This is a genomic window from Pseudomonas sp. A125, assembly GCF_055409485.1.
Map to the genome: position 1 here is coordinate 49,193 of NZ_JBUZVP010000021.1, position 15,258 is coordinate 64,450.

Genomic DNA, 15,258 nt, shown 5'->3' on the forward strand with positions numbered 1-15,258 from the left:
CCAAGCCTGCGCCACACACCAGCATCAGGCGTTGCGCAGTACTTTGTAACCGCGGCGCGAGAACTCGCCGAGCAACCACGCCTCGCTATGGTCCCGGGTTTTGTAGCCGTCGTCAGAGAACCCGTCCACGATACCGTTACGGCTCTGACTGGCGTTCAGTTTGCGGTCATCCAGGTTGTCGATGAGCCGGAGCACCTTGTCCAGTTTATAGGCGGCGTTGGCGCGTGAGGCTGGATCCGGATTGGCTTCGCTCCAGTCACCGAGTTTCCGCTTCAGGTCGTCGCCGACCTGATAGTGATCGCGGCCTTTGAGAAAGTGCTTCAGCACAGGGCTTTGGTCGATAATCCGTTCAGCGGATCGGTGATCACCGGCTGGGGACCCGGCGGGGCCATGCATCTCGCGCACCTGTTGCTGTTCTGCGGCACGCATGTAATTGGGCGGGACGGGCAAGGGTTGAACCCTTGGGCGTGAAGAAATATTCATAGGGTATCTCTGATATGAACCAAATAAATGCACCCTTCCTGCTGTGAGAAACGGCGCAGTCTTGTGTGGCCCCTGTCCCGGTTCGGTTCCACCTGCGTCGCTAAAACGAACGCACAATCTTCCCCAGCGTCTCCATCGCCTTTTCACACGACTCGTCCCACGGGCTGCCGTAATTCAAGCGGATGCAGTTCCTGAAGCGTTGCGTCGGCGAAAAGATCGGCCCCGGCGCGATGCTGATGCCTTGGGCCAGCGCCATCTGGAACAACTTCAATGAGTCGGTCTGCTCCGGCAACTCCAGCCACAGGAAATAACCCCCGGCCGGCTGGCTGACCCGCGTCTGCGCAGGAAAATAGCGGGCGATGGCCGCCAGCATCGCGCTTTGCTGTTCTTCCAGCGCATACCGCAACTTGCGCAGGTGCCGGTCGTAGCCGCCGTGTTGCAGGTAATCGGCAATCGCCGCCTGCGCCGGCATCGACGCACACAGCGACGTCATCAGCTTCAGCCGCTCGATTTTCTGCGCGTAACGCCCGGCAGCAACCCAGCCTATGCGATAGCCCGGTGCCAGGCTTTTGGCAAAGGAGCCGCAGTGCATCACCAGGCCTTCGGTGTCGAACGCCTTGGCCGGTTTCGGCGCCTGTTGCCCGTAGTACAACTCGGCATACACGTCGTCTTCAATCAGCGGCACCTGATGGCTGCGCAACAACTCCACCAACTCCTGCTTCCGGGCCTCGGGCATGGTCGCGCCCATGGGGTTCTGAAAGCTGGTCATGCACCAACAGGCCTTGATCGGGTAGCGCTCCAGGCTTTGTGCCAGCACCTTGAGGTCGATGCCGTCGCGCGGGTGCACGGGAATTTCCACCGCCTTGAGTTTCAGGCGTTCGAGGATTTGCAGGCTGGCGTAGAACGCTGGCGCTTCGATCGCCACCAGATCGCCCGGCTCGGTCACGGCCTGCAGGCACAGGTTCAGCGCCTCCAGGGCGCCATTGGTGATCAACAGTTCTTCCATCGGCAGCATCAGGCCGCCGACCATGTAGCGCAGGGCGATTTGCCGGCGCAGTTGCGGGTTGCCCGGCGACATGTCGGTGACCACCATGCGCGGGTCCATTTCCCGGCTGGCGCTGGCCAGGGAGCGGGAAAGGCGTTGCAGCGGGAACAGCGTGGGGCTGGGAAACGCCGAGCCGAAGGGCACGGTTTGCGGGTCTTTGATGGAGTCGAGCACCGAGAACACCAGTTCGCTGACGTCCACTTCGGTGGATTCGTGCACGTGAGCGCTCACCACCGGCTCGGAAAACGGGCTCGGCGCATGGGGGTTGACGAAGTACCCCGAGCGCGGCCGTGCACGGATCAGCCCGCGACGCTCCAGCAGGTAGTAGGCCTGGAACACCGTAGACGGGCTGACGCCGTAGGCCTGGCTGGCATAACGCACCGATGGCACGCGCTGGCCGGGGCCGAGCACGCCAGAGCGGATCAGTTCTGCGATGTCGTCGGCGAATTTTTCGTAGCGTTTCATTGAGGCTCAGTACGGTAAATAAATGAGTTCAGTGTTTATGGGGCTGCTGCGCAGCCCAACGGGGGCAAGGCTTCCTCACCACATCGGCGCCACAAACCGGCTGTCCGCCGCGCTGTAAATCCACGGTTCATCCACGTCCGTTACCTTGAAGCGAATGGTCTGCGAACTGCTGGCCGGCTTCTGCGCGGTCATCGCCACCGACACCGGTACATCGGTAATTTCCCCCGGCGCCAGGCTGATTCTGGTCTTGCCCTGCAACTGGAAGCCGTCGCCGTCCACCAGCTCCAGGCGATAATCCTGACGCTGCTGGGTCTTGTTGATGACCTTGAGGCTGTAGATGTTCTCGATCAAGCCTTCACTGTTCTCGCGAAACATTCCACGGTCCTTGGTCACGTCCAGCGACACCATCGGCCGCCCCACCAGGGCCACCACCAGTGCGCCGATCATCACCAGCAGCACGACACTGTAGCCGATCAGCCGGGGCCTGAGCAGGCGGGTCTTGCCACCTTGCAACTGATGCTCCGAGGTGTAGCTGACCAGCCCCCGGGCATAACCCATTTTATCCATGATCGAGTCGCAGGCATCGATACACGCGGCGCAGCCGATGCATTCCATTTGCAGGCCGTCGCGAATGTCGATGCCGGTGGGGCACACCTGCACACACAGCTGGCAGTCGATGCAGTCACCCAGGCCGACGTCTGCTGGTTGCACATCGCGTTTGCGCGGGCCGCGGTTTTCGCCACGGGCCACGTCGTAGGAAATAGTCAGGGTGTCCTTGTCGAACATCACACTCTGGAACCGCGCATACGGGCACATGTGCATGCACACCGCTTCGCGCAGCCAGCCGGCGTTGATGTAGGTGGCGCCGGTAAAAAACAGCACCCAGAACAGGCTCACTCCACCCATTTGCCAGGTCAGCAGTTCCTCGGCCAGCGGCCGGATCGGCGTGAAGTAGCCGACAAACGTCAGCCCGGTCAGCACGCTGATGCCCAGCCACAGCGTGTGCTTGGCCGAGCGCCTGGCCAGCTTGTTCAAGCCCCAGGGCGCGGCTTGCAGTTTTATCCGCTGGTTTCGCTCGCCTTCGGTGACCTTTTCGCACCACATAAATAGCCAGGTGAACGAGCTTTGCGGGCAGGTGTAGCCACACCACACACGCCCCGCGAACACGGTAATGGCGAACAGGCCAAACGCACAGATGATCAACAGCGCCGACAACAGGATGAAGTCCTGGGGCCAGAACGTCGCGCCAAAGATGTGGAATTTGCTTTCAGCCAAGTCCCACAGCACCGCTTGCCGGCCCCCCCAGTTCAGCCATACGGTGCCGAAAAACGCCAGGAACAGAAAACCTGCGCCTGCCACACGCAAGGTGCGAAACAGGCCGGTGAAACTGCGGGTGTGAATCAGGTTGTCGCTGGATTTGGCCTTCATCTTCTTGGGATGCGCAGGCTCATACACTTCTACGGTTCGGACGGGGATTCTATCGCTCATGGTCTTTCGCTCATCAGCCTCCATCAGGCAGATGAACTATGCCCGGCGCTCTGTTTGCATAACAGACTCAGGTGGGACGATAAAAAGCGGAGCAGATGCTTTGGCGGCAGGCGCCTGCGACAATGTGCTGCACCCTGTGTGGCGCGGGGTGCAGCGCTTTTTGGCGCAGTGATGCTCCAGGTCAATCAAATCACCGAATCACCGTCTGTAGCCCTCAGATGCTTACGGCCGTCGGTGGCGCCTGCCACGGTCAATGCGTCGGCTTCGGCTTCGGTGATGTAGACCCGCTCGCCGTTCAGCTCAACGGCTGACATGGACTTGGCGCTGTCGGTAATTACGGTGACGTCGGCTGCCGCAAGGCTCCTTTCCTCGCCGTTCTCGTCAACCTTGAAGTAACAGGTCTGGTTTTCGATGCGTACGGGCATGGTGCTGTCCTTTTTCCGGAATGACTGAACATTAGGCGTTTGGCCAGGTTGAATGGTTCGGCGCAACTGACTGACGGTCGGCGCTGTCCATCCCCTATCGACCCATGAAAAGGACACGTCCATGGACGCTTGGTGGCATGAAGTCTGGCAAACCCTGCAAGCGGAATTTGCCGATATAGGCGATGCCCGGCAACTCACACAGGTCACTGTGCGGTTGCTCATCGCAGCGGTCCTGGGCGGTATTCTCGGGTTTGAGCGTGAGCAAAAAGGCAAGGCTGCCGGGGTACGTACCCACATGTTGGTGGCCTTGGGCGCCGCGCTGTTTGTGCTGGTGCCGAGTATGTCCGGCTCACAGGCCGACGCCATGAGCCGCGTGCTGCAAGGGGTGATTGCGGGCATTGGCTTTCTCGGCGCCGGCACCATCCTCAAGGGCAAGGAAGATGAAGAAGGCCAGCACGTCAAAGGCCTGACCACCGCCGCTGGCTTGTGGATGACCGCTGCCATCGGCGTTGCAGCGGGGATGGGGCGTGAGTCCACCGCCGTACTCAGCACGTTGCTGGCATTGGCGGTGTTCAGTTTGATGCCAAGGATCGTGCGCCTGTTCGAGAAGGACTAAACGATCACGGGCGGCATCGTCGTCGGTGGCTCCTCGACCGGTGGCGGCTGCGTTCCAGGCGGTTCCTGCTCTGGAATCGGGTCTGGCTCGGTGGGTGGCAGCGTGGGCTTGTCGATATTGGGATCAGGCGTTTCAGCCGGGATCGGGATATTCATCGGTGTGGCCTCCTTTGTGCTTTGCTCTAGCGGTGGACAACCGTGCGGTGGATTTGATTCCCTGCCCGGTGGCGGTATATCCGCCTGAACTTTTCGCCTGCCAGCATGCTCGGAACCTAGACGGCCCTGCTCAGGGAGAGCGATGCCGTTTCAGAATTTGAATCAAGCACAAGAGCGTCCATGGGGCGTAAAGGGGAGATGCTCGATGACTGCTGAAACACTCACGCAAGACGATTCAACCTCCATATTGCCGCTGTCCCAGGCACTGTTGCTGCCACGGATTGCAATTGAAAGCACGACGCCTGTGATCAATGCCGGCGAGTTTGCGGTCAAGGCTGTGACAGGCCAGCGCGTCCAGGTTGCCAGCAAGGTGTTTGCCGATGGCCACGACAAGCTCGCCGTGATGATCCGCTGGCGCCCGCTGAACGAAGAAAGCTGGCACAGCGTGGTGATGACCGATGTCGGCAACAATGGCTGGGAAGGCGCGTTTACCGTGGCAGCCCAAGGTCCGCATGAGTATTGCATCGAGGCCTGGATCGACACGTTCGCCAGCTTTCGTTACGAACTGAGCAAGAAACACGAGGCCGGGGTGCCAGTCAGCCTGGAATTGCAGGAAGGCCGCAGCCAGGTCCTGCAAGCTGCCGAGCGCAGTGACAACGAATTGCGCGACCGCTTGATGCTGCTGCACCACGAACTCTCCGGCCTGCTGGAAACCGAGCAAGTCGCGCTGTTCCTGCACGAAGACAGTGCACATTTGATGACCCAGGCCGATCACCGCGCCTATCTGAGCATCAGCCCGGTGTTCCCGATCGACGTAGAGCGCGAAGCCGCGCAATTCGCCAGTTGGTACGAGCTGTTTCCCCGCTCGATCACTGACGATCCTGCGCGCCACGGGACCTTTAACGATGTGCACTCGCGGCTGTCGATGATCCATGACATGGGTTTTGACGTGCTGTACTTCCCGCCGATCCATCCCATCGGCCGCAGCCACCGCAAAGGCAAGAACAATTCCCTGACCGCCGGGCCCGATGATCCTGGCAGCCCCTACGCGATCGGCAGCGAGGAGGGCGGCCACGAGGCCATCCACTCGCAACTGGGCACCCGTGAAGACTTCCGCAACCTGGTCAAGGCTGCTGCCGACCATGGCCTGGAAATCGCCCTGGACTTTGCCATCCAGTGTTCCCAGGACCATCCGTGGCTCAAGCAACATCCGGGTTGGTTCAACTGGCGGCCCGACGGCACGATCAAGTACGCCGAGAACCCGCCGAAAAAATACCAGGACATCGTCAACGTGGACTTCTACGCGGCAGACGCCATCCCCAGCCTGTGGATTGAGCTGCGTGACATCGTGGTGGGTTGGGTGGAAGAGGGCGTAAAGACCTTTCGCGTCGACAACCCCCACACCAAGCCGCTGCCATTCTGGCAATGGCTGATCAGCGATGTGCGCGCCCAATACCCCGACGTGATCTTCCTCGCCGAAGCCTTCACTACCCCGGCAATGATGGCGCGCCTGGGCAAGGTCGGTTACTCCCAGAGCTACACCTACTTTACCTGGCGCAACACCAAGGCCGAGTTGAGTGAGTACCTGAGCGAATTGAACGAATCACCGTGGCGCGAGTGCTTTCGCCCCAACTTCTTTGTCAACACGCCAGACATCAACCCAGGCTTCCTGCATGAGTCCGGGCGGCCCGGCTTTTTGATCCGCGCCGCGCTCGCCACCATGGGTTCGGGCCTGTGGGGCATGTACTCGGGTTTTGAACTGTGCGAGGCGGCCCCGGTGCCGGGCAAGGAAGAGTACCTGGACTCGGAGAAGTACGAGATCCGCCCGCGGGACTTCACGGCCCCCGGCAATATTATTGCCGAGATCGCCCAGCTCAACCGCATCCGCCGGCAAAACCCTGCGCTGCAGACGCATTTGGGTCTCAAGCTCTATAACGCGTGGAACGACAACATCCTGTACTTCGGCAAGCGTAGCGAGGACGGCACCAACTTCATCCTGGTCGCCGTGAGCCTCGACCCGTTCAACGCCCAAGAGGCCAATTTCGAGCTGCCGCTGTGGGAGATGGGCCTGCCGGACGACGCCCAGACACAGGGCGAAGACTTGATGACCGGCCACCGCTGGACCTGGTACGGCAAGACCCAATGGATGCGGATTGAACCGTGGCACCAGCCGTTTGGCATATGGCGCATTAGCGTTTCCTGAAGCTGATCTGCAATCCAAAGGAGATCAAATGTGGGAGCTGGCAAGCCAGCTCCCACATTTGATCGAGTTCCTTCAGGCAGAATTTTTCGAATTCCCAGGAGTTTCCAATGGCGAAGAAACCCAAGGCTGCCACCTTTATCAAAGACCCGCTCTGGTACAAGGACGCGGTGATTTATCAGGTTCATGTCAAATCCTATTTCGACTCCAACAACGACGGTATCGGTGACTTTCCTGGGCTGATCGCCAAGCTCGACTACATTGCCGACCTCGGCGTAAACACCATCTGGCTACTGCCGTTCTACCCCTCGCCACGCCGCGACGACGGCTACGATATTGCCGAATACCGTGGCGTGCACAGCGACTACGGAACCATGGCCGACGCCAAGCGGTTCATCGCTGAAGCCCATAAGCGCGGGCTGCGGGTGATCACCGAGCTGGTGATCAACCACACCTCCGACCAGCACCCCTGGTTCCAGCGTGCGCGCAAGGCCAAGCCGGGTTCGGCCGCGCGGGACTTCTATGTGTGGTCCGATGACGACCAGAAATACGACGGCACCCGCATCATTTTCCTCGACACCGAAAAATCCAACTGGACCTGGGACCCGGTCGCCGGCCAGTACTTCTGGCACCGCTTCTATTCCCACCAGCCGGACCTCAACTTTGACAACCCGCAGGTCATGAAAGCCGTGTTGTCAGTGATGCGCTATTGGCTCGACATGGGCATCGACGGCCTGCGCCTGGACGCGATCCCGTACCTGATCGAGCGCGACGGCACCAACAATGAAAACCTCCCGGAAACCCACGACGTCCTCAAGCAGATCCGCGCCGAGATCGACGCCAACTACCCGGACCGCATGCTCCTGGCCGAAGCCAACCAATGGCCGGAAGACACTCAGCTGTATTTCGGTGACAAAAAGGGCGATGACGGCGACGAATGCCACATGGCTTTTCACTTCCCGCTGATGCCGCGCATGTACATGGCGCTGGCCCAGGAAGACCGTTTCCCGATCACCGACATCCTGCGCCAGACCCCGGAGATCCCGGCCAATTGCCAATGGGCTATCTTCCTGCGAAACCACGATGAACTGACCTTGGAGATGGTCACCGACAAAGAGCGCGACTACCTCTGGAATTACTACGCGGCCGACCGCCGTGCGCGGATCAACCTGGGGATTCGCCGCCGCCTGGCGCCGCTGATGGAACGAGACCGTCGGCGCATCGAGCTGCTCAACAGCCTGTTGCTGTCGATGCCCGGCACGCCAACCCTGTACTACGGCGATGAAATCGGCATGGGCGATAACATTTACCTCGGTGACCGCGACGGCGTGCGTACGCCGATGCAATGGTCCATCGACCGCAACGGCGGCTTCTCCCGCGCCGACCCGGCCAGCCTGGTGTTGCCGCCGATCATGGACCCGCAATACGGGTACCTGTCGATCAATGTCGAAACCCAGACCCAAGACCCGCACTCGTTGCTGAACTGGACCCGACGCATGCTGGCGGTGCGTAAACAGTCGAAGGCCTTTGGTCGCGGCAGCCTGAAAATGCTTTCGCCCACCAACCGCCGCATCCTGGCGTATACCCGCGAATACACGGGCGCCGACGGCAAGACTGAAATCATCCTGTGCGTGGCCAACGTATCCCGCAGCGCCCAGGCGGCCGAGTTGGACCTCTCGGCGTTCGCCGGCATGGTTCCGGTGGAAATGCTGGGTGGAAACGCCTTCCCGCCGATTGGCCAGCTGAATTTCCTGCTGACCCTGGCACCGTATGGCTTCTACTGGTTCGTGCTCGCGGCCGAAAACCAGATGCCAAGCTGGCACGTGGAACCTGCGCAAAGCATCCCGGACTTCACCACCCTGGTGCTGAAGAAACGCATGGAAGAACTGCTCGAAGCACCGTGCCGCACCACCCTGGAACAAACCGCCTTGCCGGCCTGGCTGCCCAAACGCCGCTGGTTTGCCAGCAAAGATACGGCGATCGATGGCGTGCACATCGCCTACGGCGTGCGCTTTGGCGACCCGCAGCATCCGGTGCTGCTCAGTGAAATTGAAGTGACCAGTGCCGGGCAGGTCAGCCGTTATCAGCTGCCGTTCGGCTTCCTCGGCGAAGACCAGTTCACCAGTGCCTTGCCGCAACAACTGGCACTCGCCCGTGTGCGGCGCGTGCGGCAGGTGGGCCTGGTCACCGATGCCTTCAGCCTCGACGCCTATATTCGGGGCGTGATCCAGGGCCTGCAGGCCAACACCGTACTCAACTCCACCGATGGCGAGATTCGCTTTGTGCCCACGGCCCAATTGGCCAGGCTGCAATTGAACGATGAGTCCGAAGTGCGCTACCTCGCTGCCGAGCAGTCCAACAGTTCGGTGGTGGTGGGCGGCAGCCTGGTGCTCAAGCTGATCCGTAAAGTCAGCGCCGGGGTGCACCCGGAGCTGGAAATGGGCGCCTATCTGACCGAAGCCGGCTACGCGCATATCTCGCCACTGCTGGGCTCGGTGATTCGCCGCGATGCCGACGGGCAGGACAACCTGCTGATGATTGCCCAGGGTTACCTGAACAACCAGGGCGATGCCTGGAGTTGGACCCAGAACAACCTGGAACGGGCGATTCGCGACGAACTGGCCGAAGCCATGTCCGAGCAGGAGCAGCATTACAACGCCCTGGGCGAACTGGCGGATTTTGCCGGCTTGCTTGGCCAGCGTCTCGGTGAAATGCACCAGGTGCTGGCAGCATCCACGACCGACAAGGCCTTCAAGCCCGAAGCCACCTCCGTCAAAGACAGCCAAGGCTGGGCCAAGCACGTGGGCGCACAAATCGACCGCGCCTTGCAGCTGCTTAAACAGCATCAAACCAAGTTGAACCCTGCCGATCAGGCGCTGGTCAGTGCTTTACTGGAACAGAAAAAGGCCATTGGCACTTACGTTCAGGACCTGGCGAAAGCCACGGTGGGCGGGTTGCGCATTCGCGTGCATGGCGACCTGCACCTGGGCCAGGTGCTAGTGGTGAAGGGCGATGCCTACCTGATTGACTTCGAGGGTGAGCCGGCGCGACCGCTGCATGAACGTCGCGGCAAACACAGCCCGTACAAGGATGTGAGTGGGGTGCTACGGTCGTTTGATTACGCGGCAGCCATGGCGGTGAATGTGCAGGGCGTGGACCAGTCAGCTGAAGCCAATGCGTCACGCCAGCGGGTCGCGGATCGCTACTTGCACGAGGCGAAACAGGCATTTACCCAGGCCTATCACGCGGCCACGACTACACTGGGCCATGACTGGCAGGATGCCAAGGGCCAGGACGCAGCGCTGGTGTTGTTCAGCCTGGAGAAGGCCGCGTACGAAGTGGCCTACGAAGCAGAGAATCGCCCGAGCTGGTTGCCAGTGCCGTTGCAAGGTTTGCACGGGCTGCTCAGTGGGTTGAAACCATTATCGAAAACTGCACGCGGTGGGGAGACGTCATGAGTTTTACAAGCAAAGAACCGCTGCAGGAAAAATTGAGTGTGATGCCCAACCCTGCGGATATCGAAGCCCTGGTACGGGCCGAACACCATGACCCGTTCTCGATCCTCGGGCCTCATGATGACGAGGAGGGCGGTCAGTTCATCCGTGCTTTCCTGCCCGAAGCCTTGAGTGTCCAGGTGCTTGCCCGCGACAGTGGCGAGCACATCGGCAACCTCGATGCGACGCAGGTCCCGGGCTTGTTTGTCGGGCATTTCGGCAGTCGCCAGGCGTACCTGCTGAAGGTCCAGTGGGCCGGGGGCGAACAGGTCACCGAAGATCCTTACAGTTTCAGCCAACTGCTGTTGGGTGAGATGGATTTGTACCTGTTTGCCGAAGGTAACCACCGCGACTTGAGCAGTTGCCTGGGCGCACAAGTGACCAGCGTCGACGGCATCCAGGGTGTGCGCTTTGCGGTATGGGCGCCGAATGCCCGCCGCGTATCGGTGGTGGGTGACTTCAATATCTGGGACGGGCGCCGTCATCCGATGCGCCTGCGCCATCCGTCCGGGGTCTGGGAAATCTTTATCCCGCGCCTGCAACCGGGCGCGGCTTACAAGTATGAAATCCTCGGCGCTCACGGGATCCTGCCGCTCAAGGCCGACCCCATGGCCCTGGCCACGCAGATGCCGCCGGACACCGCGTCCAAGGTCGCGTCGCCTTTGCAGGTTGACTGGCAGGACCACGACTGGATGCAGTCGCGCAGCGAGCGCCAAAAGACCAGCGCGCCCTTGTCGATCTACGAGCTGCATGCCGGTTCCTGGCAGTGCGAGCTGGACGAAGTCGGCGAAGTATCCCGCCAGTACAGTTGGCGCGAGCTGGTTGAGCGGTTGATTCCGTATGTGCAGCAGTTAGGCTTCACCCATATCGAACTGATGCCGATCATGGAGCACCCGTTTGGTGGCTCCTGGGGTTATCAGGCATTGTCGCAATTTGCCCCGACGGCGCGTTTCGGCTCGCCGGATGATTTTGCGTTTTTCGTCAACGCCTGCCACCAGGCCGACATCGGCGTGATCCTCGATTGGGTGCCGGCGCATTTCCCCACCGACACCCACGGCCTGGCGCAATTCGACGGCACCGCGCTGTATGAATACGCCAACCCACTGGAAGGCTTCCACCAGGATTGGGACACCCTGATCTACAACCTCGGCCGCACCGAAGTCCATGGCTTCATGCTGGCCTCGGCGTTGCACTGGCTCAAGCATTTTCATATCGACGGCCTGCGGGTGGATGCCGTGGCATCGATGCTGTATCGCGACTATTCGCGCAAGGCCGGCGAATGGGTGCCGAACCGCCACGGCGGGCGTGAAAACCTCGAAGCCATCGACTTCCTGCGCCACCTCAACGACGTGGTGGCCCTGGAAGCCCCCGGCGCGCTGGTGATCGCCGAGGAATCCACAGCGTGGCCCGGCGTGAGCCAGCCGACCCAACAGGGCGGCCTGGGTTTCAACTACAAATGGAACATGGGCTGGATGCACGATTCGCTGCACTACATCCAGCAAGACCCGGTGTACCGCGCTCATCATCACAACGAGCTGAGTTTCGGCCTGGTGTATGCCTGGTCCGAGCGTTTTATCCTGCCGATTTCCCACGATGAAGTGGTGCATGGCAAACACTCGCTGATCGACAAGATGCCCGGTGACCGCTGGCAGAAGTTTGCCAACCTGCGCGCGTACCTGAGCTTCATGTGGATGCACCCGGGCAAGAAGCTGCTGTTCATGGGCTGTGAATTCGGCCAATGGCGCGAATGGAACCACGACCAGCAACTGGACTGGTACCTGCTGCAATACCCCGAACACCGGGGCGTGCAGAAACTGGTGGGCGACCTTAACCGGCTGTACCGCGAAGAGCCGGCACTGCACGACCAGGACGACGCACCCCAGGGCTTCCAGTGGCTGATTGGGGATGACGCAATCAACAGCGTCTACGCCTGGTTGCGTTGGAGCAAGGACGGTCGGCCGGTGCTGGTGGTGGCCAACTTCACGCCGGTGCCGAGGGAGGCGTACCAGGTTGGCGTACCGTTTGCCGGGCGCTGGAGCGAAGTGATCAACAGCGACGCCGACACCTACGCCGGCTCCAACTTCGGCAACGGTGGCGGGGCGTTTACGGTAGAGGAGCCCAAACATGGGCAACCGTTGTCGCTGTCGTTGAACCTGCCGCCGCTGGGTGTGCTGATCCTGCGACCGGAAGGCTGACTTACAGAGGATGAAGATCAAATGTGGGAGCTGGCTTGCCTGCGATAGCATCACTTCGGTCTAGCTGAAAGACCCAAGTGCCGGCATCGCGGGCAAGCCCGGCTCCCACAGTTGGAGGGTGCTGTGGCCTAGAAATCAACCTTCACGCCAATCGTGCCTTCCCGCCCGTTAAGCGGGTTGCTGGCCAGATTCCGGCTGTATCCCAGCTCGCCATACACCTTCACCGCAGTCGAAACCTGCAGCGCCGCCCCGGTGCTCAGGTCGAGCGTGGTGGATTGCTGGTCGGTGTTGATGTCCGTCGACGCATTGAAGGTGACGGTGTCGGTCCCGGCACCGGCATGCCACACATTGGCCCGCACATAAGGCTGTAGCGGCATCCTGCCGACCTTGTAGTCGCCCCGCACGCGAACCCCGAGGCGAGTGGTGACGCGGGTGTCGGCCTTGAACGAGATCGCCGACATGCCATCGTTCTGGCTGTCCAGCCAGCTGCGGTCGATGATCACCTGGGCCTGGGGCTCCACCTCCCAATGCTCGGAAACCGTGAAAGGCATGCCGACCTCCGCGGAGCCCGCGACGTTGTGCCCCTTGGTCTGCAATTTTACGCCCCGGCTGGATTCGTCGTGGCCGTCGAACCGGGTGCCCATCAACACCAGGTCCAGGTAGGCGCGGTTGGCGTCGATCAGGGTCCAGTAGGTGCCCAGGCTGTCGGCGCGCAAGGTGATGTTACCGGTGTCGGTGTTCTGGAAACCGCCGGAAAACCCCTCCACATTCCCGCTCAAGCGGCTATGACCGACAAAGAACCCCACTTGTTGGGTCAGGCCATTGTCCGAGGTCCAGGCGTAGAGATCCGTGCCCACCTGGAAGCCCGACAGCGAACTGTCCAGGCTCGGGCTGACGGTGCCGGAAAACGACTGGCGCGTGCTGCTGCCAAATACCCGGGCCCAGCCCGCCGGTATCGCGCCGTTCTGTGGCGGCTGGCTCTGGTCGCCCATGCGCTCGTGATACGTGCTCAACATGCCCTGGACCATTTGCTGCACGGCGGGGAATAACACCGAGTAGTCCGCCACTTCCGGGCGGTAGATCGGAATAGGGGCTTCGCCCGGGAAGATGCCCGGCAGGTCAGGGGTGCCGTCGGCGGGCACCGGCGGCAAGATTCCCACGGGCGGGTTCGCGGGGTCTGGGGGCGTCGGCGGGAAAATCCCGGAGGGCGGGCCTTCGGGGTTGGGCAATGGCGGTGCTTCAACGGATGAGCGCAAGTACCAGTTTTGCGCGGTGCCCGGCGTGACGCCGCCCTTGTACAGGTAGTACTCGAAGGCCCCGGCCGAGACCGAACCGTTCGGCAGGGAAAAGGCCAGGTCACTGCCGGTGGCGCCATTGATGGCCTGCACCACCTGGATGCCGTTCTGCACAGTCTGGCCGCCGGCACCGCCAAGGTTGGTGATGGTGATGGCCGTGCTGCCCAGGATCGTGCCCTGACTGACGATCAGCTTGTCGCTGGGTGAACCGTCGCCGGCCAGCACGCTTTGCAAGGCCAGGCGTGCGTTGTTGCCGATGTAGTTGCCGTGGAGGGTGAGGCTGTCGGTGGCGCTGGTGTTAGTCATGTCGATCAGGCCTGCGTTGTTCACGGTGACGAGCTGGCCGGCGGTAAACGGGCTGATGCTGCCCTGGGTGACCAGCAGCGTACCGACGTTGATGTCCATGGTCCCGGTGCGGGTACCGGCGTCGCCGAGGGTGAACGTGCCGCTGCCCAGGGTGAATACCGAGCCATTGTTGAGGGTCACGGTTTCCCAGTTGACGTAGCGCTGCGGCGTGGCGGATTTGGTGTTGTCGAACGTCAGAGCGTCGTTGCCCAGGCCGCCATCCAGCAGGGGCGTGGATGACAAGGTGGTTTGCGTCAGGTTGTCGAGGAACGCTCGGTCGGAACCGCTGCCGGTCACAATCGGGCCGTGGATCAGCCCGGCGGTGTTCCAGGTGAATTCATTGTTGCCATTGCCGGTAAAGATCCCCTGGGCAATATCGCCACCCTTGATGAGTATCCGGTTGTCGCCGTTGCCAACGTTGATCTTGCCGCCAACGCTGCCATTGGACACGGTGAGGCTGTTGTTGCCATCCCCGGCGGTCATGTTGCCGATGATATGGCCGGTACTCAGGTTCGCCTCGTTGTCGCCATCGCCCTGGGTCTCGGAGGCGATGGTGCCGCCGCTCATGGAAAAATTATTGTTGCCCAGCCCCTGGATCACCGCCCCGGCGCTGCCCTGGCTGATCTGGATGATGCCGTTGCCGGTGCCCTGGAGGATGTTGCCAGTCACCGTGGCGCCGAACAGTTGGAAGATATTGGCGCCGTCCCCCATGTTCACCGTGCCCTCGATGGTGCCCGAGCTCATGGTTACCAGGTCGCGGCCGGGCCCGAACGTCACGTCGCCATTGATCACGCCCGTGCCGAGGGAGGGAAACAGCAGTGTGTTGTTGCCGGCAGTGTCGACGACGCCCGGGCTGCTGGCGCTGGCGCAGGTGAACGTGTCATCGCCGGCGGTGGGGGTCAGCACGCAGTCAGCGAATGCAACCAGCGGCCATCCCGCCAGCAAGGCCGAAGATATGACACCCAAGTGCATCAGGGTTGCAAACCGTGCGGTCATGATCTGCCCTCGCTGGACGCCTTTGCGCCAAGCGCACTCACTCACCTTAGCGCCGC

General features: G+C 61.4%; 10 protein-coding genes. 4 read left to right on the forward strand and 6 right to left on the reverse strand.

Going from position 1 to position 15,258, the window contains the following annotated elements:
- Nucleotides 1-24 precede the first annotated feature (24 nt).
- The 4 genes from ACZRN6_RS25005 to ACZRN6_RS25020 all read right to left on the reverse strand — a co-directional run bounded on the left by ACZRN6_RS25005 (nt 25) and on the right by ACZRN6_RS25020 (nt 3,906).
- Complete coding sequence (locus ACZRN6_RS25005) at nt 25-483, reverse strand: hypothetical protein (RefSeq protein ID WP_464009109.1); 459 nt, start codon at nt 481-483, stop codon at nt 25-27.
- Nucleotides 484-583: 100 nt separating this feature from the next.
- Nucleotides 584-1,993: a GntR family transcriptional regulator MpaR gene (gene mapR, locus ACZRN6_RS25010; protein WP_464009110.1), complete on the reverse strand. Its 1,410-nt coding sequence runs from the start codon at nt 1,991-1,993 to the stop codon at nt 584-586.
- A 75-nt stretch (nt 1,994-2,068) separates the two neighbouring features.
- Entirely contained in the window at nt 2,069-3,481 is a 1,413-nt protein-coding gene (gene ccoG / locus ACZRN6_RS25015) for a cytochrome c oxidase accessory protein CcoG (RefSeq protein WP_464009111.1), read from the reverse strand.
- 185 nt (nt 3,482-3,666) lie between these two features.
- A complete protein-coding gene (locus ACZRN6_RS25020) occupies nt 3,667-3,906 on the reverse strand; it encodes a DUF3203 family protein (protein ID WP_464009112.1) in 240 nt (79 codons plus the stop codon).
- Between the two features lie 121 nt (nt 3,907-4,027).
- Here ACZRN6_RS25020 and ACZRN6_RS25025 point away from each other — a divergent pair, with 121 nt between their 5' ends.
- Nucleotides 4,028-4,522 (forward strand): MgtC/SapB family protein, encoded by a 495-nt coding sequence (locus ACZRN6_RS25025; RefSeq protein WP_322144911.1) that lies wholly within the window; start codon nt 4,028-4,030, stop codon nt 4,520-4,522.
- On the opposite strand, the gene ACZRN6_RS25030 is transcribed toward ACZRN6_RS25025, so the two are convergent.
- Complete coding sequence (locus ACZRN6_RS25030) at nt 4,519-4,677, reverse strand: hypothetical protein (RefSeq protein WP_167664995.1); 159 nt, start codon at nt 4,675-4,677, stop codon at nt 4,519-4,521. The two genes, ACZRN6_RS25025 and ACZRN6_RS25030, sit on opposite strands and share 4 nt — an antisense overlap.
- 205 nt (nt 4,678-4,882) lie before the next feature.
- Between ACZRN6_RS25030 and ACZRN6_RS25035 the strand changes: the two genes are divergently transcribed.
- The 3 genes from ACZRN6_RS25035 to glgB all read left to right on the forward strand — a co-directional run bounded on the left by ACZRN6_RS25035 (nt 4,883) and on the right by glgB (nt 12,566).
- The gene (locus ACZRN6_RS25035; protein ID WP_322144912.1) at nt 4,883-6,880 is read left to right on the forward strand and encodes an alpha-1,4-glucan--maltose-1-phosphate maltosyltransferase; all 1,998 of its coding nucleotides are present in this window, start codon (nt 4,883-4,885) and stop codon (nt 6,878-6,880) included.
- A 107-nt stretch (nt 6,881-6,987) separates the two neighbouring features.
- Nucleotides 6,988-10,335, forward strand: coding sequence for a maltose alpha-D-glucosyltransferase (treS, locus tag ACZRN6_RS25040; RefSeq protein WP_464009113.1), 3,348 nt, complete (start codon nt 6,988-6,990; stop codon nt 10,333-10,335).
- Nucleotides 10,332-12,566: a 1,4-alpha-glucan branching protein GlgB gene (gene glgB / locus ACZRN6_RS25045; protein ID WP_464009114.1), complete on the forward strand. Its 2,235-nt coding sequence runs from the start codon at nt 10,332-10,334 to the stop codon at nt 12,564-12,566. The genes treS and glgB overlap by 4 nt, the downstream gene beginning before the upstream one ends.
- A 128-nt stretch (nt 12,567-12,694) precedes the next feature.
- Here glgB and ACZRN6_RS25050 read toward each other — a convergent pair whose 3' ends face one another.
- Nucleotides 12,695-15,202, reverse strand: coding sequence for an autotransporter family protein (locus ACZRN6_RS25050; RefSeq protein WP_464009115.1), 2,508 nt, complete (start codon nt 15,200-15,202; stop codon nt 12,695-12,697).
- Nucleotides 15,203-15,258 lie beyond the last annotated feature (56 nt).

Bases quoted from the DNA above. Each gene is read 5' to 3' on its own strand.
- ACZRN6_RS25050 (WP_464009115.1), bottom strand. From the start codon at position 15,202: ATGACCGCACGGTTTGCAACCCTGATGCACTTGGGTGTCATATCTTCG.
- ACZRN6_RS25005 (WP_464009109.1), bottom strand. From the start codon at position 483: ATGAATATTTCTTCACGCCCAAGGGTTCAACCCTTGCCCGTCCCGCCC.
- treS (WP_464009113.1), top strand. From the start codon at position 6,988: ATGGCGAAGAAACCCAAGGCTGCCACCTTTATCAAAGACCCGCTCTGG.
- ACZRN6_RS25030 (WP_167664995.1), bottom strand. From the start codon at position 4,677: ATGAATATCCCGATCCCGGCTGAAACGCCTGATCCCAATATCGACAAG.
- ACZRN6_RS25035 (WP_322144912.1), top strand. From the start codon at position 4,883: ATGACTGCTGAAACACTCACGCAAGACGATTCAACCTCCATATTGCCG.
- ACZRN6_RS25025 (WP_322144911.1), top strand. From the start codon at position 4,028: ATGGACGCTTGGTGGCATGAAGTCTGGCAAACCCTGCAAGCGGAATTT.
- mapR (WP_464009110.1), bottom strand. From the start codon at position 1,993: ATGAAACGCTACGAAAAATTCGCCGACGACATCGCAGAACTGATCCGC.
- glgB (WP_464009114.1), top strand. From the start codon at position 10,332: ATGAGTTTTACAAGCAAAGAACCGCTGCAGGAAAAATTGAGTGTGATG.
- ACZRN6_RS25020 (WP_464009112.1), bottom strand. From the start codon at position 3,906: ATGCCCGTACGCATCGAAAACCAGACCTGTTACTTCAAGGTTGACGAG.
- ccoG (WP_464009111.1), bottom strand. From the start codon at position 3,481: ATGAGCGATAGAATCCCCGTCCGAACCGTAGAAGTGTATGAGCCTGCG.